Origin of the sequence: Geotalea toluenoxydans JCM 15764, from assembly GCF_001311985.1 — a bacterium.
In the GTDB taxonomy this organism is placed as follows: domain Bacteria; phylum Desulfobacterota; class Desulfuromonadia; order Geobacterales; family Geobacteraceae; genus Geotalea; species Geotalea toluenoxydans.
This window is the reverse complement of the sequence record NZ_BBCJ01000005.1, coordinates 24,955-45,015: the sequence shown is the minus strand read 5'-3', so window position 1 is coordinate 45,015 and position 20,061 is coordinate 24,955. Positions and strand designations below refer to the sequence as shown.

Genomic DNA, 20,061 nt, shown 5'->3' with positions numbered 1-20,061 from the left:
GGTATTTGCCGAAAAGAAATGCATCTCTTTTCATTTACGGGGGACGATCATGCAGCTGGTAAAATGGGATAATACTCTGACTTTAGGTGTTGAGCCATTTGACGACCATCACAAGCACCTGGTATGTCTTCTTAATGAGACCTATGACCTGTTCATTGCGAGCGAAAAGCCGTCATCTCTGGAGGAGGTGATCGATGAACTTATCGATTATGCCACCTACCACTTTTCCTCGGAAGAGCTGTGGATGGTCAAATTGAATTATCCAAAACAGGAAGAACACAAGAAACAGCACGAGGAGTTTTCATCTCGGGTGGTGAATTTTCAGCGAGATTTGATACAGAAGGGAAGCACATCGACACTGGAAGTGCTCAGCTTTCTACAGCGATGGCTTGTGGAGCACATAAAGCACAGTGATGGTGAGTACAGCAGGTTTATCCATAAGGGATGACTTTGAGCGGCCGGCCATGGGTGAATACTTATTTCTCACCTGTATAGACAGTGGCGATACCCAGTGTCAGGTCGTGGTGCTGGGTATTTTTAAAGCCAACGCCGGCCATGATAGTTTTGAACTGATCCTGGGAGGGGAATTCAATTACGGAATCTGGCAGGTATTTATAGGCGCTGAATTTTGAGAAGAGCCCGCCTATGACGGGCAGGACCTTGAGAAAATAAAAGTGATAAAGGTGCTTAAACAGTGCAAAGCGCGGTGTGGAAAATTCCAGTATCACCACTCTGCCTCCAGGCTTAAGGACACGGTACATTTCCTTGAGCCCCTGGGACCGGTCAACAACATTTCTGATGCCGAAGGCGATGGTAATGGAATCAAAACTGTCATCGGCAAAGGGAATATCTTCGCAAGGAGCAACATGCATGTTTATGCGTCCTGCGTAGGACGAGGCAGCCACCTTCTGTTTCCCCAACTCAACCATTTCGCCGCTGAAATCGATGCCGGTAATGGAAACCGACGACGGCGTCTGGGCAGCTATTTCCAATGCCACATCTCCCGTGCCGGTGGCGACATCGAGTATGCGGCCGTTGGGCGCATATTTGATTTTCTTGACGGCAAAGCGGCGCCAGCTTCGGTCTATGCCGAAACTCAGAACCCTGTTGAGAAAGTCATAGCGGGGGGCGATGGTGTCGAACATTTCCTGGATCTTTTCACCCTTTTCCGTGAGTTTAAACATTTTCCCTACCTTTTTAACCACATAAATGATATAAGTCCGGTGGTTTTGTATCCGGCACTTGGGAGACAAAATTTTTAACACAAAGGTGGCACGCATACCAGAAAAATGTTACTCCGGCTCAAACGATAAAGCCGTAGCAAGGCGTCAGGTCCAACCCCTGCCGTAACCGAGGGTTACAGTTGTTTTCCTATTTTCGCCCCCAAGATATCGCTGACATACTGATCATGAGTTTTCTTGTCTACCAGCTGTACAGCTGGTTCAAGAATACCAGAGCACTACAGGTGGTAATCGGCCTCGGCTTTCTCGGTCTTCTCTATGTTATTACCAAGAACCTGGGGTTGTTCATGACCAGTTGGATACTCCAGGAACTGGGGACGGTTCTCTTCATCCTCCTGATTGTCATCTTCCAGGGGGAAATACGTCAGGCACTTTACCGTTTCAGTCTTTTGAGGAACCTCTTCGGTCGCCAGGACAACCCATCCCAAATTGACATTATGGATCTGGCCAATACTGTTTTTTCTCTGGCTCAGGAGAAGACAGGTGCACTGATCGTTTTTCAGCGCAGGGAGAACCTGGATGACTACCTTTTGCATGGCATCCAGTTGGACAGTCTACCCTGCAGCCAGCTCTTGATGAGTATCTTCAGGGATGGAGCTCCGTTGCATGACGCGCCGTCATTATACGGGAAGGTCGCATTGCCCAGGCTTCCTGTCATTTGCCCCTTTCCTCCAGCACCGACATCCCCCAATATTTCGGCACCAGGCATCGCGCCGGGCTAGGCTTGACCGAGCGTTCAGATGCTGCTGTCATAATCGTATCGGAAGAGAGAGGAACGGTCTCCCTTGCCCTTGCCGGAGAGCTGTCTCGAATGGATTCCCCGGAAGTGCTGTATGATACACTCAACACCATTCTTTCTCCTCCTGTCCAGGAAGTAAGCACGACCACCCTACGGCGCAAGCTTTTTGGTAATATTGTGCCAAAGATGGCCATACTGCTCTTTGTTCTTGCATGCTGGCTGTTGATAACGTCACGCCAGGGAGCAATTCTTACTGTCAATGCTCCGGTAAAATTTCATAACCTCCCCAAAGAACTGGCTTTAATAAAAACTACCCCTGAAGAGGTTGAGGTGCAGCTGAAGGTCTTTTCCAATCTCATTCCTTCGCCTAAAGAGATGGATATAATTGCCGATGTTGACCTGTCTCGGGCTAAGGAAGGGGTGAACAACATTGCTATCCGCAGTGAAGAGATAAAGCTCCCGCCTGGCGTTATTATTGCCGGACTTAGCCGCTCCACGATCAGGGTGGTTGCGGATAAAAAAATTATCCGTCATATAGCGGTGAAAGCCGGCACTGTGTCAAGACTGCCGGGGAAACTGCGGCTTCGATCCGCAAAGGTGGACCCACCCACTGTTGTTGTTGAAGGTCCTGCCCATGTGGTGAATCAGTTCGATCAGGTGCAGACCGAGGAGATTGATTTGTCTTTAATACGGCAAAACACAATGCTTGAAAGGAGGGTGCTTTCCCCATCACCCCAGTTGAGAGTGTTGAGGGATGAACCTGTAAAAGTCCGTGTTTTAACAGGGCGCTGACACCTTGGGGTTGACAAGATCAAAAAATTGTTATATAAAAGGGATAATTTTAATGTGATTGTAGAACAGAAAGGAGGGTAGATGGCTAATTACATTAGGTATATATTAATCTGTGTCATTATTCTTACTTTTCCTTCTTTTGTCTTTGCAGCAAAAACTCACCGGGTAAAAAAGAACGAAACTCTTTTCAGTCTTGCCAAAAAATACCACGTCACAGTTCAAGATATCAAATCCACCAACAATCTGGTTAGCAGTCATATAAAACCGAAACAGGTTCTTGTTATTCCTCCCCGCTCCGTAGAGGCTTCCTCCGCCGAGCGCAGAGAGAGCAAAACCAAGGTCAGTACCTACAAGGTGAAAAAAAGCGAAACTCTTTCGCGCATTGCTAAAAAGACTGGCGTTTCGGTAAGCGAGCTGAAACGTCTGAACAATCTGAGCAAAAGCAAGGTAAGACCTGGAACCGTTCTGGTTCTGCGAGAGCGAGAGCCTACGGACGAGGCTCCGGTACAGCGGACCGCCAAAAAGCTCCAGCTGCGCCACAGCGATCTGTTCAACGAGAAGGATTACGAACAGAGCCTTGCCGAGCTCACTGAACTTGATCCTGATCAAAAAGTAGATCTGAAAAAAAAGTGCCGAACTTAAAGTTGACAATATTCAGGAACTCAAGAAATCTGCCTATGGCTTTCTCGGAACCAGGTATCGTTTCGGTGGCAGCTCAAGGAGCGGTATCGACTGTTCCAGTTTTGTCCAGCAGGTATTTCGCGAGCTGGAAGTGTCCCTTCCAAGAACTGCACGTGAACAGTTCGGCATGGGGGCTGAGGTTGCACCTGGCGATCTGCAGAAGGGGGATCTGATCTTCTTTCGCACCTACGCTTCCTATCCTTCCCATGTTGGCATCTATCTGGGCAATAATAAAATGATCCATGCTTCATCAAAAGATCGCCGTGTCGTGGTTTCTCCCATCAATACCTATTATTACCGTTCCCGCTTCATCGGGGCTAAAAGAATTGTGGAAATAAATCCGGACATTTTCAAATTTGATGACCTTCTTCTTGGTGTAGAAGAAGAAACCATGGATGATGTGATTGCCAATGATTCCCTGGGCCTGACCCAGGCAAAATAAAATCGTACCTCCCCGAGGTAAAAAAGATCCGGCCTGTGGCTGGGTCTTTTTTTTATGCAAAACTGCTGATGGAGAAACCTTGACCCAGGTACTTCTTGCATATAAATCAAACAGTGCTGGTGCAAATGATCCGTATACCTCCCTGCTGCCTGTAGGTCTGGGCTATATCAACGCAGTATTGAAAAGCCACGGATATGCTTCCCAAATGGCCAATTTTTCCAAGTTCAGCTGGAAAGAGACGGAATCCATCATTTCACGACTGCGCCCCCAAGTCCTGGGGATTGCGCAATTTACCCATAACAGATTCGAGTCAGTGAAACTGGCAGCCTTGGCTAAAAAATCAATCCCGCTACCTTTGTTGTTTTTGGCGGTCCCCATGCCACACATCAATACCGGGAGATACTCGACCGCCACAAGCAAGTGGATGCGGTAGTGCTGGGGGAGGGGGAGGAGAGCTTCCTTGAATTAGTGGCAACTCTAAAGGGTGAGACCCCGCGCCTCGCCGAAATAAAAGGTATAGCTTTCCGCACTGCTGACGGTATTATTTCCACTGCTGCAAGGCCACCCATTGCCGATCTTGACTCAGTCCCATTTCCTGCAGCATATATGGACAACGCCTTTGGGGTGGATCTGCACCGGCAGCTGGAGTTCATTATCACCTCACGGGGCTGCCCGGCAGCCTGCCTGTTTTGTTCGTCTCCCCTCTTCTGGGGAAAATCATTACGTCTGCGTTCGCCACGCAATATGGTTGATGAAATAACCCTTATCCGTAATCGCTGTGGGTTGATCTATTTTTCCATCCGCGATGATACCTTCACTGCCGACAAAGGCAGAGTCATGGAGTTCTGTCGACTTCTTCGTGAGGAGAAGGTCTTTATTCTCTGGAACTGTCAATCCAGGGTCAGTGCTGTCGACGAAGAGCTGCTTTTTGCAATGAAGCGGGCAGGTTGCGAATGTATCCAGTTCGGAGTCGAATCAGGGTCTCCACGCATTTTAAAGGCACTGGGTAAAGGGATCAATACCGAACAGGTCAGAAAGGCCTCTGCTTTGGTGAGGAAAGCAGGCATGAACCTGTCCATTTATTTGATTACCGGGGTGAAAAGCGAGGTTGATGCCGATACCGATGCCACAATCAAGCTGGTAGAAGCTATTCAAGCCCATGATGGGCAGGTATCGCCATTGGCATACTATCCAGGTACGGAGATTTTCAGCAAAGATGTTAAAGCTGGAGCAATTGGCCGGGAAATATTCAATGAAGATAGACATGAAGCGCTCTATGTGCGAGATGATGCCTTTGTCGAATCTTCGACACAGCGGTTGCTGGAAACGGTCGCCAAGGTCGGAAAGGGGGCCGGATATGGTGAAAGGGATTTCCAGTCCCATAAGAAATTGCTCGGTTATTGCCATGCTACCAACATCATGTCGGGAGAGATGTATGAGGATGAAGGGCGATGGCAACTGGCAGAGAGAGAATATCGTGAGATAACCGAAAGGGAGCCGGAAAACCCATGGGGTTGGCTTCTTCTCGGGGCACTATATGGAAGGATGGGCGCTCTGGAGAAAGCCTGTAGCACATACAAACGGGTTCTGACCGTTGTTCCGGCCCATGCCCCTGCTTTCTCAGATCTGGGAGAACTGATGATGCTGATGGGCAGGACTTTGGAGGGGACGGAATATTTTAAAAGAGCTCTTGAGCTGAACCCATATGATCCAAGAGCGAAGCAAGCACTCAAGACCCGATAGAAAAAATAAGGGCGAAACCCTTGCGGGTTTCGCCCTTGCTTCAACAGGATGAGATGTCTGTTACTTTACAATTCTCAGGCCGGGAGCAAAAATGATCTTGTCGAAGGTGCGCTTCAACGTTTTGCTCTGGAAATTTACCATGGGCGGAGAATCCGGGAATTCGACCATGTCGCCAACGCTCACTTTAGTTTGCATAACGGCAACCCAAAGTTTCTGGCCATTCTCTTCAACCTGGGCATAAGTGTAGCCGCCAGAGTCCATTGTCTCAAGTACCTTGCCTTTGTGTCCTGCACCAGCAGGAATTTCCTGAGGTTTCAGGCCGGCATGGGGATCGCCGCCCGGAGTACCAGCCGGTGCCTGCTGTGTGGGGGCTCCACCTTGGGGTGCCTGACCTTGAGGGGCTTCTTCTTTTTTCTTGCAACCGGTTACTGCAAGTGCAGCGATTGCCAGCACGACTACCAATGTCTTCTTCACCGTAATCCTCCTGTTGGGATGTTTATTAAACTGGGGTAAAATAGCATACCTTCATTTTCTTTTACAATAAAAAATTACAGGTAACTCACTTGATTTTTGAGTTTTCTGTGATTTCTATTTTCCGATGATGACCTCGCCGGTATTGGTAAATATCTTTGCCGGCAGTTCGAAAACCCGCCTGAATATGTCAAATACTCCCTTGGCCAGGTACTTCACCGGGATAGCGGAGACCTTGGGATCGTCTATTTTTCCCTTTGCTTCAAAGTAGGCTGTTACCAGTGTCTTGTCCTTGCCGGTAAGTATCCAACCGACAATGGGGATGTGGCTGACCACCTTGTCCACCGTCTGAAGCGGTTGAACACCGACAGTGGCGTCGATTTCTTCCCTGGTCAGGTCGATTTTGCCTACACAGGAAATGTTCATGGCATCGCTATCAAGAAAAAAATCGCTGGTCGAGATGGTGCCGTCCCTGACTGCCAGAGTACCGGCAATACTGTTGTATGGCATGCCGCCGGATACCATGTCCGGTAATTGCAGTTTGAGCAACTGGGATACATTGAGTATGGAAAATATTTTTGACAGTGTAGCGAATCTTCGCAGAGAGCCGTCTTCCATGTAGATCTTCACCGATCCAAGAGCTGTCCGCTTGATGTCTGCGCTGGTATTTCCTTTTGCCGAAAGTTCCCCCTGCAGATTAAGGTTCCTGTGATTTCCTGCTTTTTCATACCGATGGCATGTGTAGCTTTTTCTGCTGAAACCCCCTCCAGATTGAAGCTGACCTGGTAATGGGGAGTGCCGTTTGATCCCGAGTCGAGTCGTCCCTTGCCGGAGACATTACCGCCAAAAGCCGAGAAACCCAGTTGCTGCAGATATAATATTTTGTCTTCAAATAGTGCATCGGCTTTGAGGCCCTTAAATTCAAGGTCCCGGTACCTTCCTGAAGCTGCTTTGATTGAAGCCTTCATCTTCAGGCTAGTGGATGACTCACTTTTGCCTATGGGTTCCAGTTTGGACAACAACAGCAGGTCTTCAATATCAAGATTTGGAGAAGTGATGGCCACATCGATCTTTGGATTATCTATCTCCCTGACCATTCCCCTGACAGATAGAGATGTTTTCTTGATCTGGGTGGAAAGTTCCTTTATCTGCAAGTCTTTGTCTTTCAAAGAAATGGAAGCATGAAGTTTTTCAGCCTGCAGGGCTTTACCGGCGAGGTTATATCCCAGATCGGACAGATCCAGTGACGGGGATGAGAAAGTCATGCTCAGGGTGGGATTTTTGAAGCCGGATAAGGACCCTTTACCGGAGATGGTCGAACTGCCCATCTTGACCGATAGCTGGGATGTTTCCAATTGATCGCCTTTGAAGTGGATAACGCCGGACATGTTGCTCAGCATCTTAACCGGTTCGGGAGGCTTTACGGCAAAGCCGGAGAAGTGGATATCTCCTCCCCAGCGGAACTTGGCCAGATCGTTGCCTGGTCCTTTGCCGTGGACGGATGCCTTAAGCTTGCCAGTCGGATTGTACTGTCGGATGAAAGGGAGCATTGGTGTTATGTCCCCTGCTGAAAACATATTCGTCTGAAGGCCCAGGTTCAGGTTGTCCTGGCCCTTGTAACTGTAACCGGCGCTGGCGGTAAGATGCAGAGGGCCAAGGTCGTAAGCCAGGTATGAAAGTATCGCTTCTTCCTTGTTGAGGCTTCCTTTGAAGGCTACTCTGTTGGTGCGTTTGGCCGGTTTATTGATGTAATTCCTGTAACTGTATGCAGCGTCAATAAGATTCCAGTCGCCGGAAAGATTATAACCGCTGGTGAATCCATTGCCTGCCAGGTTCAACTCCGAATTTCCCGTAAAAGACAGGTATTTTTCGCGCCCCTGACCAAGAAGCCAGGCCACCTCCGCTTGGTGTGGGGTCATTTTCATGGTGAAAGGATAGGAGGATGGGGTCGTCAGGGGATAGTCGCAATTTTGCATCGAGGGTGAAGGGGGATGTGCCGAAGTTCCCTGACATGCGGATCAGGTTGAAATCCTTACCTCTCATTTCCAGGTCACCTTTGACCCTGTTGAATGTTGGAACCTGTGGACCGAAGGAAACGATACCTTTATCAACCGTTCCTTTGATAAAGAGCACGTTATAGTTTTGCCCCAGTTCCATGTGCAGAATCTGGCTTATTCTCCCGTCAAGCCTGCCTTCATTAAGTTTGTAAGTACCACCCTTTATATGTTTTTCGATGAAGTCTGCTGTGTCGTCAACTATGATTCCATAGGGTATGTAGCCGGCGAATTCCTCCAGCCTGAAAGTGGAAGTGACTGCCTGGGCAACAATGCGTGGATCTTTACTGTGCAGGTCCAGAATTGAGCAGCTTCCTTCGACATTGAGTTTGTCGACGGTCAGATTGATGGACTTGACGGCGATGTCACGGTCAGTCAGCTCCATGGCATAGCGAAAATGTGTGTTCCTTGGGGTCAGAACGGCATGAAATATCTGCGGGTAATCGAATCGCAAGGACGAAACCCGGACTTCGCCCTTGGAGGTGAAGGCCTTGAATTTACCTTTGACGTTCAGATCAGTATCGAAGCGACCCATAACCTTCTTGAATGGAACATGGGCCATGTAGTAAGGCCAAAATTGGGAGACATCAAAGTTGTCCGTCTTGATGTGCAGGTCAGCAATGGACTCCTTCAGTGGTCTGTCCTTGCGGGCAATCCTTACAGTACCGGAAACTGACAATTTGTTAGGCGCAGCTCCGCCTATGGATGCAGCCAGTTTGATCCGGCACTTTTTGCCCCTGGTCATATTGCCGAAATGCAGGTCGAGATCTTCCAGTCTGGTGGTCAATCCCGATGGCACTACTGACCGATCATCGAAATTGACAATGCCTTTTTCCACCTTTATCTCTTTCAGGTGTACGGAAACCGATGAGTCTGTCTTTTCCAGGAGATCATCAAAATTGAAGACACCTTTATCATCCCTGTTTAAATTAATTTTTGGATGAGAGAGGATAATTTCATGGAGTGATACTCTTTTCTCCAGCAGAGGCAGCAGGTCAACCTTGAAGGTGATTTTCTCAGCACTGACAAAATTGCTTGAGCCATCCTTTTCTTTGACAATTACATTGGTGAAGGTAAACGATGGGCCGAATTTAAAGGCAAACAGACCTTTTTCGTAAGTGACTTGCCTTTTAAGCATTCTCTGGGTTTCAGCCAGAATCTGCTCCTTATAGGTGTCCAGATGGAGGAGTTTATCCAGAAGGAATGAAAGACCGCCTCCTGCTAGAATAATGGCCAGCAGGAAGGAGAAGAAGATGATGATATATTTGTTTTTTGAAGTCATATGTAAAATCCATGCCCGACGAAATTTAAGATGTTCACGCAGTTGCCTTGTCCGCCGGATTATACTCTTCCGGCTACTCAGGTGCAAGTTTGTCTGTCACCTGTCAAATAACCTCAAGCAGAATATTACCCTCTGCACGGGCGGTTCAAGTGTGTTGGCTGGAATTTAAAGCAGGTGAATGTGGCCTTGGCCTTATACCCAGGCGCCGCTGATCGGCAGTTCGATGGTGAAAATGGTGCCTTTGGGCTGATTGTCCTTGGTCCTGATAAAGCCGTGGTGATCGGAGATGATGGTATTGACAATGGCCAGCCCCAGACCGGTTCCGGCTTTCTTTGTGGAAAAGTAGGGCTCGAAGAGCCTGGCGCGGTCCTCGGGTAGGATACCATGGCCAGTATCGGCCACGGTGAAGGTAACCATTTTCAACTCCCTGTTGTAGGTGCTTTCGATGATTATGGCGCCGTTACCGTCTATGGCAGCCACTGCATTATCCAGAAGATTGATCAGCACCCGCTTGATCTGGTCCCGATCCAGCTGGATCGTTGGAATGTTTTCATCGGTCCTCAGTGAAAAGGTGATATTGCGATGGGCTTCCTGATACAGTGTTATCGCTTCATGCAGAATCTCGTTCAGGTTGTTGGGTGAAGGCTGTGCAGCAGGCATGCGGGCAAAGTTGGAAAATTCATCGACCAGCGTCTTCAGCTCGTCCACAGACTTGATGATCATATCGGTACATTCATCGAAAACCTTCTCTTCCCCCTCGAACCTTGATAGGTAACGCTTTCTCAGCCTTTGTGCCGATAGCTTTATGGGGGTCAGAGGGTTCTTTATTTCGTGGGCTATTCGCCTTGCAACCTCACGCCAGGCGGCCATGCGTTGAGCCTTGATCAACTGTGTCAGATCATCGAAGACGACGACGGTGCCGACGAATTCATCGTTTTCATCCTTAAGAACGGTCAGATTGACGAGGAGGGTGAGCTTGGCATCGCGTATGGGTATGGTTACCTGCTTGTTGACCGTATCCTGCTGGGAAACGATGAGATCGCGCAGCATGCTCTTTACTATGTCCAGATGAACCGGCTGCAAAACCTCCCGAAAATTTTTGCCGGTAACCTTCTGGGTGTTGATGTTGAGCAGGCGCTCGGCTGACTTGTTGACTGTTGTCAGAACGCCCTGTTTATCCACCGAAATTACCCCGGCATTTACGTTTTTCAGGACGATCTCCATGTAACGCCGTCTCTGTTCCAGCTCAAGGTTGCTGCGGCTCAATTCTTCGTTGGTATTTTTCAGGGCCAGCTGGTTGTTTCGCAAATCCTGGGTCATCTTGTTGAATGACGAGATCAGCATGCCGATCTCGTCATTGCCCTTTTCACCCAGGTGAACATCCAGGTTCCCCTCGGCAACTTGTCTGGTGGCCTCCGCCAGCTCCTGGATCGGGATGGTAAGACTTTTTGCCAGATAGACGCCGAACCAGACCGCCAGGAAAATGATCACCATGGTGATGAGAAACAGGGTGAGTATATAGCCGGTGGTGATGGGATTTTTCAGGATCTTCAGCTGGCGGAATTCGTGGTAAGAGGTGGATATTTCCTTCATCTTGCTTACCAGTGAATAGGGTACGTAATAATTGACAACGACGACACCCACCACATCCGCTTCATTCCAGTTGGAATGGACGGGGACTATGCCGCGGATCAGATCTGCCTTGCCTACCGAGTTGACCTTGGTGACTTGTTTTCCCTGCAGTCCGATTTTGATGTCTTCCGACGAGGGTTGGTAAATTCACCCAGGGGCAGCTTGGGATTGGCAGCCCTGACCAGTTCCTCCTTCTGGGATGAATAGACTTCTACTACCCCCAGGTTATACTCCTTCTGCTTCTGCCTGATCACCGCCTTGAGCCGGGGCAGGTTTTCCTCGTTGAGGAGTTTCTGCTCCTTGATGATGGCGCTGATTTGCTCACCGTAGTAGAGGGCATTTGCCGCCGAAGTCTTGTAATAAGTCTGGGCAACTTCCATGGATTCATCCAGGGAGGTTTCAACCTGTTTGTTGAACCAGTTCTGGATGCTGTTGGTAATGAAGCCGGCGGAAACGAAGAACAGAAGCATTGTCGGAACCAGTGAAAGACCGACAAAGGCAAGAACCAGCTTGGTGCGGAGCTTGGCCCCCAAAGCATTTTGGCGGTGCTCGATCATGAGCTTCGCCACATTGCGGAACACCATGAAAATGAGCAGGATGATTAGAAGTATGATGACATTGATAATGCCGAAAATGACGATGTTGTTGCCCATCGGCACTTCGGAACTCAGCTTTGAAAGATGAATTTCGGTGACGGTGAGAAATATGATAAGCAGGAGGGAAAAAGCGACAATGAATCCCTCCCGTTTTCTCTTGCGCAGCTCAGCTTTAGGCAGACCTTTTTCCGTATCGTTTCCCAATTTTAATTCCTTTTCAGTGAATATGCCCGGTAACTCTATATGAAAGCCGTATTTATTTCAAGCCGCCCAGGTGCCCAAACAAAAAAAGCAGCCTTGCGGGCTGCTTTCAGTGTGCAGGAGGATGATCCTTTCAACAGGCTTCCAACCATGCCATTTCCGGGACACCGAGAGGGATCTGGAAAGTCTTTTCCTTGCTCTTGTCTTCCACAACGGTCCAGCAATCGGGGCGGGACAAAAGTTCGGCCATAAAACGGTGATTAAGTTCATGTCCAGATTTAGTCGCCTTGACATGACCGATGATCTGCATTCCTGCAAGGGCAAAGTCCCCGACAGAATCAAGAATCTTGTGACGGACGAATTCATCGGTGAAACGAAGCCCCTCACCATTTACAATTCCAGATTCATCAATGGCTACAGCATTGGCCAGGGAGGCCCCCAGGGCAAGTCCACGAGATCTCATGGTTTCCAATTCGGCGACAAAGCCGAAGGTCCTGGCGGGACAGAAATCATCAGTAAAGCATTCCGGGTCGAACCTCATGGTCCTGAACTGCCGGTTGATGGCCGGATGGCTGAAGCGTAGATCGAAGGAAATGCGAAAATAGCGGGAGGGAATGATAGTGACCCTTTTGTCGCCGTCCCTGACGGTTACCGACTTCTTCACCACAAGGTACCGACGTGGCTTGCCCTGTGTGGTGATGCCTGCTTTGCGGATGGCGTCGACAAAGGGGGCGGCGCTGCCGTCCATGATGGGAACTTCGGGGCTATTAATATCCACATGGACATTGTCTATGCCACAGCTGAACAAGGCCGCCATCAGATGTTCGATGGTTGCAACACTGGCGCCGTCTTTGCCGATGGTGGTCGATAACCGTGTATCGACCACGTTTGCGGTGGTTGCTTCAATGGTCACGGACCGGGGCAGGTCTATTCGATGGAAAACAATGCCGTTGCCGGCATCCGCGGGACGAAGGGTCACCTGGGTTTCTCTTCCGGAATGAAGGCCTGTGCCGGTAAGGGTAATCTTGTTTTTAAGTGTCTGCTGATAAGCCATGGCAAACTCCTTTGACGAATAAATAGTCAGTACACATACTATTTAGCAAGTTGTGGGCCATGTCTTTAAGGAATGGGAATCTGTTTTAATTTCAGAATGTTGAGTGAAAGGTGGGGGGGCAGGGTCTGTGGTCGGAAGGAGGAGAACATGTTGCAAAAAAGGTTCTATGTGGCAAAAATGCAACAGTTTTGGGGTGACCTATAGTCGTCCTGAACGGATGATGGCGATTACCCACCAGAAGCCGATAAGCTGCAATGGTATAGCCGAGAAAGGCGAAGGCGGGAAATTCGAAAATGAGTGGCCCCTTATTGGTCTGCATTACTATGGATGAACCGATGATCAGAGCTGCAATAATGAGGCTGAAAGAGAGGCGGTTGATGGATTTATCCAGATCCTTGCTGAAATGGTCCAACCCGCGGTGTTCTAGGTCGATCTTGAATTTGTTGTGGTTGAGACGGTGGAGTATTTCCCTCAGGTCGCGCGGCAGATTCCTGGCCAGATTCAGATAGGACATGAACATGGTGCTCAGGTCCTTGGCAAAACTGCCGGGGGTGATTTTTTCCTTGATGGCCTTTTCCATGAATGGCCGCAGGTGTTCAATCATGTCGAACTCTGGATCAAGTTCCCGTCCCATCCCTTCTATGATCACCAGCGACTTTGCAAGGAGCATCAAGTCCGGTTGCAGCTTGATGTGGAATGTGGTGACTATATCGATGAACTCCACCAGCATCCGCCCGACTTCAATTTCCTGCAGGGGAATTTCATAGTAGCTGTCGATGAATTCCGACAGGTCCCTTTTCAGTGCCCGCCGGTTGAGATTTTCGCCTATCTCGCCGGAATAGGCGAGGAGGGCAATCAGCTCATCCACATCCCTGTTGAGAATAGTGAAAATGATGTCAGTCAGGTATCTTTTGAGCTGGTTGTCCAGGCGCCCGACTATGCCGTAGTCCAGCAGACAGATGACATTATCCGGCAGAATCAGCACGTTACCGGGGTGTGGGTCGCCATGGAAAAAGCCATGGTCCAGGACCATCTTCAGGAAGGCATCGGCACCACGCTTGGCGATTAGTTTCCTGTCAAGTCCTGCCCTTTCCAGGGCCAGGTGATCTGTCACCTTGATTCCGTTTATGTACTCCAGGGTGAGGATGGTTTTGCCGGTATGTTGCCAGAAAACTTCGGCGAAATGCATGGTGCGGTCACCACTGAAGTTGTCGCGTATCTTTTCAATGGTGTGCCCCTCCCGTGAAAAGTCCATTTCCCGGCGGATGGTGCGGGCAAATTCCTTGACCAGACCCACTGGATCGTAGACTTCGGCTGCCGGCATGTGGCGTTCCATGAGTTGGGCTATGCCCATCAGGACATCGATATCCGTTTCGACGAGGGCCTCTATCCCGGGGCGTCGCACCTTGACCACCACATCTTCACCCGTTCTCAGTCTTGCCCGGTGGACCTGGGCGATGGAGGCCGCAGCAACAGGAATGGGATCAATCTGAAAAAATACTTCCTCCACCGGCTTTCCCAGTTCCAGCGTGATCTGCGTCTCAGCTTCTTCAAAGGGAAAGGACGGGACATTATCCTGCAGTTTGGAGAATTCATCCACGAAGCTGCGGGGAATGACGTCCGGGCGGGTGGAAAGAAGTTGGCCAAGCTTGATGAAGGTCGGTCCCAGTTCCTCGAAGGCGAGCCTCATTCGCTCTGCCGGTGAATACTGGGCAATGGTCGAGGCCTTGCGCCGCAGCACCTTGCGGCTCATGGCAGCCAGTTGGGAAAGATTGAAATATTCCAGCAGATGTTCCAGTCCATACTTGACCAGTACTTTCACAATCTGCCGGTAACGTCGGATGCTGCGGATATTGCGGCTTAGCTGGATAAGGTTCAGCATTCAGGACCTAGATCTTCGTCGCTCACCATGTTTTCAAGGGCCTGCACACGCTTCTGCAAGCGGTCGAACTCCTCCCGAGGTACCAGGCCCATTCGCTCTATGGTCTTCTTTACCTCATTTTCGGCTATTTCATTGATGCGTTCCCGGCTGTCCTTGGCCATGGTCTGGATTTTATCGAGGAGGGCCTTCCCTTCGTCTTCGCTCAGCTTGTACTTTTCCTTCATTTCCGTCAGCAGCTCCTCAGCCTTTTTCTGTGTCATGGAAACTGCGCCGAGTCCAGTCAATAAAGCTTTTTCCAGTAATTCGAACATAAGTCCTCCTCCTAGCGGGTTTTTTACAGTTAAAAGGTAGCAGAAGAGCCGAAGATATCAAGGGGCAAAGGACATATCAGCTTCATTAGTTCCATTCGGAACCTCCGGACGGAAATTGCATTACCTTCTGAAAAGCCACAATATCAGTGACAGCAGGAGAGAAACCAGAATACTGGTGGCAAGGGGAAAATAAAAACTGAAATTTTCTCTCTTGATATAAATGTCACCAGGCAGTCGCCCCAGCCACGGAATTTTCCCGGCAAAGGAAACGGCCACTCCGATGGCGGCGATGATCAGGCCAAGTAGATGAGAGCTTTGCCGATTCCGCTCATGCAGGCTCCTTCGCCGAAACCGGTCGCGGCTGGTAACGATCTTTCTCGCTGTAGATGCAACCGCAGTACTGCTGGCGATAGATGCCCATCTTTTTCGATATTTGAATCCCTTCTTGCCAGCCCACGCGGTAATCGCTGTAATGGAAAGGGATGCCGTAGTTTTTGCCTATTTTTTCTCCAAGCTCCCGAATGATTTCGTGGTTTTGGTATCTGCTGTACAGAAGTGAAGAAGAGTACCCATCGAAGCCACCTTCCACTGCAGCAGCTGCCGCAGCCGCCAGACGGGAGTTGTAGCAGTAGAGACAACGATCAGCCGGTTTGGCAGCGACTGCTGAAAGAAAGTCTTCCAGGCGATATTCATCCCGGTAGATGACTTCCAGGTCGATCAATCCCGCATATTCCCTGACCGTCTCCAAACGCTTCCGGTACTCCAGATAAGGGTGAATATTGTGGTTGAAGAAATAGCCGGTTACGGCCATGCCGCTGGAGCGCATTTCCTTGACCGGATAGATGGCGCACGGGGCGCAGCAGATGTGGAACAGTATTTTCATGGGGCCTAAATTAGCGTTTCATTTCGAACAAAGCAAACAAATTTATCGGACAGTAGATCCAGGTTCAAACGTCGAGAACGACACAGGCTTTCCAGCCATGCTCGTCATTTTTGAGTGAAAAACGATGCAGGGTCACCGCCTTGACGTCTGTAAGCAGGCGATGTTTTGCCGGGTCGATCCGCTCGCCCCGGGCGATAACCTTTGCCCTGTGCATCCCGGTCTCCTGGCTGAAGTATAGGGACTGGATGCGGAGCAGCAGGCGCTTCGCATCCTTGAGAAATACCAGTTCATTCAGCACGTCGAAGAGCAGCAGGTCAAGTTCGGCATTTTCCAGTTCAAACTCCAGACTCTCCTCTGGTCGAATGCCGTCCACATCTTCGGTCATGGTATTGAGCAAGGCATCGGCGGCGGCAGTGAATACCTCTTCCAGTGTGGTCCCCGATGCTTCGAAAGCGGTGTCGGCGGTAGCTATATTTTCCAGATAATGGTAAGGCATGTATCTAACCCTTTATATTTCCCATAGGAATCAGCCGCGCTACGCGCTTGCTCAATCCGGCCAGTTCGGTGGCTTCAACCACTTCATCGATGTTTTTGTAGGCAGCCCCTGCCTCCTCGGCCAGTCCACCCCAGGAATCGGTCCTGACGTAAATGCCCCGCTCTTCCATATCCCGCTGCAGCTTCTGCCCCTTGCCAAGCTTTTTGGCCTGATGGCGGCTCATGGTGCGGCCGCTGCCGTGGGCGGTGGAAAAGAAAGTTTCGGCACCGCTCTTCATGCCGGCAAGGAGGTACGACCCCGTTTCCATGCTGCCGCCTATGATTACCGGCTGCCCGGTTTCCCGGTAGCAGTCGGGAAGCCCCTCCATGCCGGGACCGAAGGCACGGGTAGAGCCTTTGCGATGGATGAGAACATCCCTTTTCTTGCCGTTTATGACATGTTTTTCGATCTTTGCGGTATTGTGGGCCACGTCGTAGACCATGTTCATCCCCAGGTCTTCCGGGCTCTTGTGGAAGATGGACGAAAAGACCTCCCGGATTCGGTGCAGGATAACTTGGCGGTTGGCAAAGGCCATGTTCACCGCACATTTCATGGCGGCAAAATAATCCTGCCCTTCGGGTGACTGGAACGGTGCGCATGAAAGTTCACGGTCCAGCTTCTTCAGCCCGTATTTTCTCTCCATGACGCTGAGGAACAGCTGCAGGTAATCGGTGGCAACCTGGTGGCCGAAGCCGCGGCTGCCGCAGTGGAACATGATGGCGATCTGGTTGGGCATGGTCAGGCCAAAGGCGCGGGCCAGGCTTTCATCAATTATATTTTCCGGCTTTGCCACCTGAATTTCGCAGTAATGGTTGCCCGATCCGAGGGTTCCAACCTGGTCGTAGCCCCTTTCGATTGCCTTGTGGCTGACCTTAGATGCATCCGCACCCGGAAAGCAGCCTTCCTCCTCGGTCATTTCCAGGTCTAGAGGCCAGGCGTAGCCGTTTTTCAGACACCAGCGGGAACCCTGTTCCAGGATATCGCGGAACTCAGTTTGGGAACATTTTATGAAACCGGTACAGCCGACCCCGCTGGGAACCCGATAGAAAAGGGCATCCACCAGCTGGTGAATGTGCGGCTTGACCTCCTCCAGCGTCAGGTTGGTAATAACCAGCCGCATGCCGCAGTTGATGTCGAAGCCGATCCCTCCCGGCGAGATGACGCCGTGCTGCGGATCCATGGCCGCTACGCCGCCGATGGGAAAACCGTAACCCCAGTGTCCGTCAGGCATGCAGTAGGCGTAGTTGATGATGCCCGGCAGGCATGCCACATTTGTTACCTGGTCGAAGACGCCGGCGTCCATCTCCCGGACAAGTTTCTCGGTGGCAACGATACGCGCCGGAACAAGCATTCCCGGCTTGTAAGAAACCGGCAGCTCCCAGAGGGTGTCCGATATCTTTTTCAGGGAAGAGGGAAGGGCCATTTATCTTTCTCCTTGTTTATAAAAATACTACCACAAAAAGAAAGGATGGTTGCTACCGCTCCTAGGAGTCTGTCGGACTTAGGGGATTTCATTCCTAAGTCCGACAGACTCCTAGCGGCTCAATGCTTCTTTTGCCTGCCGCAGGCTGATCTTCTTCTTGGTCATGAGGGCGTGGCGGTGGATTTGCTGGAGAGCATTGAGCAGGGTGGGAATATCCCGATGCAGATGGACAAGGAGGTAGGCAGTCACTTCCTCCGGCACGACAATCTGTCGGTCTTCGGCCAGCTTCTGCAGGATCATGCGCAGGGAATCATCGCCGGAAATGTCCAGCTTGGAGACCAGGCCCCACAACAGGCGGGAAGTAAGGTGCCCGTCGAGGTTGGGGAGTTCCTTAGGTGGATAAAGTCCGCTGATGGCGATCTTTTTGCCAGCGGTGTAAAAGTCATTGAACAGCTGCCAGAGTTCCACACGGATGCTGTTGTTGTCCGGTATGAGATGGATGTCGTCGATGAGTAGCGCCGGAGAGTTTTTGAACTGCTCGGCCAGCTTTGACAGTTCTTCGGCAGGATAATGGCCGTCATAGATCTTGTCGATGTCCTTGAACGAGATGGAGGGAAGGGCGGCAAGGCCCGACTGGATGCCGATGCTGTTGGCGATGGCGGTGAGGAGATGGGTTTTGCCGGATCCCTTTGCGCCGTAGAGATAGAGGAGATTTTCCGTGCCGTCCCCTTCTGCCAGCTGTCTGGCAAAATGATAGGCGGTCTTGTTGCCGGCGCAGACAACGAAATTGTCGAAGCGTATTTGGAATTAACCGGAAAGTCGAAGATAAGCTGCATGATCAATCCTGGAAAAGTTTGCCCTGCGGCGGTTCAGGCACAATGCGTCCGAAATGCTCATAGGCGGCCCTGGTGGCGACCCGGCCGCGCGGGGTGCGGTTGAGAAAGCGTTCTGGATCAGGAAAGGCTCGTAGACATCCTCGATGGTGTCGCTTTCCTCGCTGATGGCGGCAGCAATGGTGTCAAGCCCCACCGGTCCGCCGCCAAACTTGTCGATGATGGTCAAAAGGATCATCCGATCCATGTAATCGAAGCCCATGTGGTCGATTTCCAGGAGTGCAAGGGCGTCCTTTACCACATTGAGCGTGATGATGCCGTCCGCCTTCACCTGGGCAAAATCGCGGACCCGGCGCAGGAGCCGATTGGCAATCCTTGGCGTGCCGCGACTGCGCCTGGCCAGCTCGGTGGCCCCTTCCGGTTTTATCTCCATGCCGAGAATGCGGGCCGAACGGGTGATAATGAACGCCAGTTCTTCAATGGTGTAGAACTCCAGGCGGGAGATGACGCCAAAGCGGTCTCTTAAAGGTGATGATAAAAGCCCCGCCCGTGTCGTCGCCCCCACCAGGGTGAATTTGGGCAGGTCGAGCTTTATTGTGCGGGCGCTTGGCCCCTGGCCGATGATGATATCCAGCTGGAAATCCTCCATGGCCGGGTAGAGGATCTCTTCCACCACATGGGAAAGGCGGTGGATCTCGTCGATGAAAAGCACATCGTGGGGTTCCAGATTGGTGAGAATGGCGGCCAGGTCTCCAGGACGTTCTATGACCGGTCCGGAGGTGGATTTTATATTTACTCCCATTTCACAGGCGATGATGTTCGCCAGGGTCGTTTTCCCAAGCCCCGGCGGGCCATAGAGAAGCACGTGGTCCAAGGCTTCGCCGCGACCCCGGGCAGCCTCGATGAAGACGCGCAGATTTCCCTTGGCCTTCTCCTGCCCCACATAGTCGTCCAGGGACTTGGGGCGCAGCGTCGCTTCCAGGAGATCATCATCGGTTATGTCGGGAGTAATGGTCCGGGTCATCTAACCTTCCTTGGCATTTGAGAACGGCCTAAAGTATACCAGTTGCCGGGAAAGGTCAAGCGGGGAGGGCCCTTGAAAAAATGAAGCTGGTGGGACCGATATTGCTGGAGTAGCGTGTTCCCGCACGAAGAAGCTGTGAAGAAGTTCACGAGCTAATGGCGACAGTAATTTGGTTTGAGAAGTCGGTTTCAGACCTGGCGGAGATTTTCGATTACATCGCGATCTACTCTCCTTGCCTCTGA

General features: G+C 50.8%; 18 protein-coding genes and 3 pseudogenes. 6 read left to right on the top strand and 15 right to left on the bottom strand.

The genetic code is table 11. The annotated features are described in order from the left end of the window. Positions 1-49: 49 nt before the first annotated feature. Entirely contained in the window at positions 50-448 is a 399-nt protein-coding gene (locus JCM15764_RS04135) for a bacteriohemerythrin (protein WP_054692890.1), read from the top strand. 28 nt (positions 449-476) lie between these two features. Here JCM15764_RS04135 and ubiE read toward each other — a convergent pair whose 3' ends face one another. After that, entirely contained in the window at positions 477-1,184 is a 708-nt protein-coding gene (ubiE, locus tag JCM15764_RS04130) for a bifunctional demethylmenaquinone methyltransferase/2-methoxy-6-polyprenyl-1,4-benzoquinol methylase UbiE (RefSeq protein ID WP_054693131.1), read from the bottom strand. A 224-nt stretch (positions 1,185-1,408) separates the two neighbouring features. Between ubiE and JCM15764_RS21770 the strand changes: the two genes are divergently transcribed. From JCM15764_RS21770 to JCM15764_RS04115, 5 genes and pseudogenes are all read left to right on the top strand, one after another. Then, positions 1,409-1,963: a diadenylate cyclase gene (locus JCM15764_RS21770; RefSeq protein ID WP_279384260.1), complete on the top strand. Its 555-nt coding sequence runs from the start codon at positions 1,409-1,411 to the stop codon at positions 1,961-1,963. Continuing rightward, positions 1,900-2,772, top strand: coding sequence for a CdaR family protein (locus JCM15764_RS21765; RefSeq protein ID WP_279384259.1), 873 nt, complete (start codon positions 1,900-1,902; stop codon positions 2,770-2,772). The genes JCM15764_RS21770 and JCM15764_RS21765 overlap by 64 nt, the downstream gene beginning before the upstream one ends. An 81-nt stretch (positions 2,773-2,853) precedes the next feature. Continuing rightward, positions 2,854-3,895: pseudogene (locus tag JCM15764_RS04120) on the top strand (C40 family peptidase). Between the two features lie 79 nt (positions 3,896-3,974). Beyond that, a complete protein-coding gene (locus JCM15764_RS21760) occupies positions 3,975-4,328 on the top strand; it encodes a hypothetical protein (RefSeq protein ID WP_243688337.1) in 354 nt (117 codons plus the stop codon). Between the two features lie 35 nt (positions 4,329-4,363). Next, entirely contained in the window at positions 4,364-5,638 is a 1,275-nt protein-coding gene (locus JCM15764_RS04115; protein WP_243688336.1) for a B12-binding domain-containing radical SAM protein, read from the top strand. A gap of 60 nt (positions 5,639-5,698) precedes the next feature. On the opposite strand, the gene JCM15764_RS04110 is transcribed toward JCM15764_RS04115, so the two are convergent. The 14 genes and pseudogenes from JCM15764_RS04110 to ruvB all read right to left on the bottom strand — a co-directional run bounded on the left by JCM15764_RS04110 (position 5,699) and on the right by ruvB (position 19,819). Then, the gene (locus tag JCM15764_RS04110; RefSeq protein WP_012647395.1) at positions 5,699-6,112 is read right to left on the bottom strand and encodes a hypothetical protein; all 414 of its coding nucleotides are present in this window, start codon (positions 6,110-6,112) and stop codon (positions 5,699-5,701) included. A 114-nt stretch (positions 6,113-6,226) separates the two neighbouring features. Then, on the bottom strand, positions 6,227-6,727 hold the full coding sequence (locus JCM15764_RS21755) for a YhdP family protein (protein WP_439645253.1): 501 nt from the start codon (positions 6,725-6,727) through the stop codon (positions 6,227-6,229). 8 nt (positions 6,728-6,735) lie between these two features. After that, complete coding sequence (locus JCM15764_RS21750) at positions 6,736-7,947, bottom strand: AsmA family protein (protein ID WP_243688335.1); 1,212 nt, start codon at positions 7,945-7,947, stop codon at positions 6,736-6,738. Then, entirely contained in the window at positions 7,910-9,445 is a 1,536-nt protein-coding gene (locus tag JCM15764_RS21745; RefSeq protein WP_243688334.1) for a DUF748 domain-containing protein, read from the bottom strand. The genes JCM15764_RS21750 and JCM15764_RS21745 overlap by 38 nt, the downstream gene beginning before the upstream one ends. 192 nt (positions 9,446-9,637) lie before the next feature. Further along, a pseudogene (locus JCM15764_RS04100) lies at positions 9,638-11,877 on the bottom strand (sensor histidine kinase). 130 nt (positions 11,878-12,007) lie between these two features. Next, positions 12,008-12,928, bottom strand: a complete 921-nt coding sequence (gene lpxC, locus JCM15764_RS04095) for a UDP-3-O-acyl-N-acetylglucosamine deacetylase (RefSeq protein ID WP_054692880.1) — start codon at positions 12,926-12,928, stop codon at positions 12,008-12,010. 91 nt (positions 12,929-13,019) lie between these two features. Continuing rightward, positions 13,020-14,810 carry a 2-polyprenylphenol 6-hydroxylase gene (ubiB, locus tag JCM15764_RS04090; protein WP_279384258.1) on the bottom strand — a complete coding sequence of 597 codons (1,791 nt, stop codon included), beginning with the start codon at positions 14,808-14,810 and terminating at the stop codon, positions 13,020-13,022. Next, positions 14,804-15,121 carry a phasin family protein gene (locus JCM15764_RS04085; protein ID WP_054692877.1) on the bottom strand — a complete coding sequence of 106 codons (318 nt, stop codon included), beginning with the start codon at positions 15,119-15,121 and terminating at the stop codon, positions 14,804-14,806. The genes ubiB and JCM15764_RS04085 overlap by 7 nt, the downstream gene beginning before the upstream one ends. Before the next feature lie 120 nt (positions 15,122-15,241). Further along, positions 15,242-15,397 carry a DUF2905 domain-containing protein gene (locus JCM15764_RS04080; protein ID WP_279384257.1) on the bottom strand — a complete coding sequence of 52 codons (156 nt, stop codon included), beginning with the start codon at positions 15,395-15,397 and terminating at the stop codon, positions 15,242-15,244. A gap of 52 nt (positions 15,398-15,449) precedes the next feature. After that, positions 15,450-16,004, bottom strand: coding sequence for an epoxyqueuosine reductase QueH (locus JCM15764_RS04075; RefSeq protein WP_054692874.1), 555 nt, complete (start codon positions 16,002-16,004; stop codon positions 15,450-15,452). A 64-nt stretch (positions 16,005-16,068) separates the two neighbouring features. Continuing rightward, a complete protein-coding gene (locus tag JCM15764_RS04070) occupies positions 16,069-16,500 on the bottom strand; it encodes an archease (protein WP_054692871.1) in 432 nt (143 codons plus the stop codon). 4 nt (positions 16,501-16,504) lie between these two features. Next, positions 16,505-17,962 (bottom strand): RtcB family protein, encoded by a 1,458-nt coding sequence (locus JCM15764_RS04065; RefSeq protein ID WP_054692868.1) that lies wholly within the window; start codon positions 17,960-17,962, stop codon positions 16,505-16,507. A gap of 111 nt (positions 17,963-18,073) precedes the next feature. Then, on the bottom strand, positions 18,074-18,700 hold the full coding sequence (locus tag JCM15764_RS04060; RefSeq protein ID WP_369412247.1) for a DnaA/Hda family protein: 627 nt from the start codon (positions 18,698-18,700) through the stop codon (positions 18,074-18,076). Between the two features lie 100 nt (positions 18,701-18,800). After that, positions 18,801-19,819 (bottom strand): annotated as a pseudogene (ruvB, locus tag JCM15764_RS04055) (Holliday junction branch migration DNA helicase RuvB). Positions 19,820-20,061 lie beyond the last annotated feature (242 nt).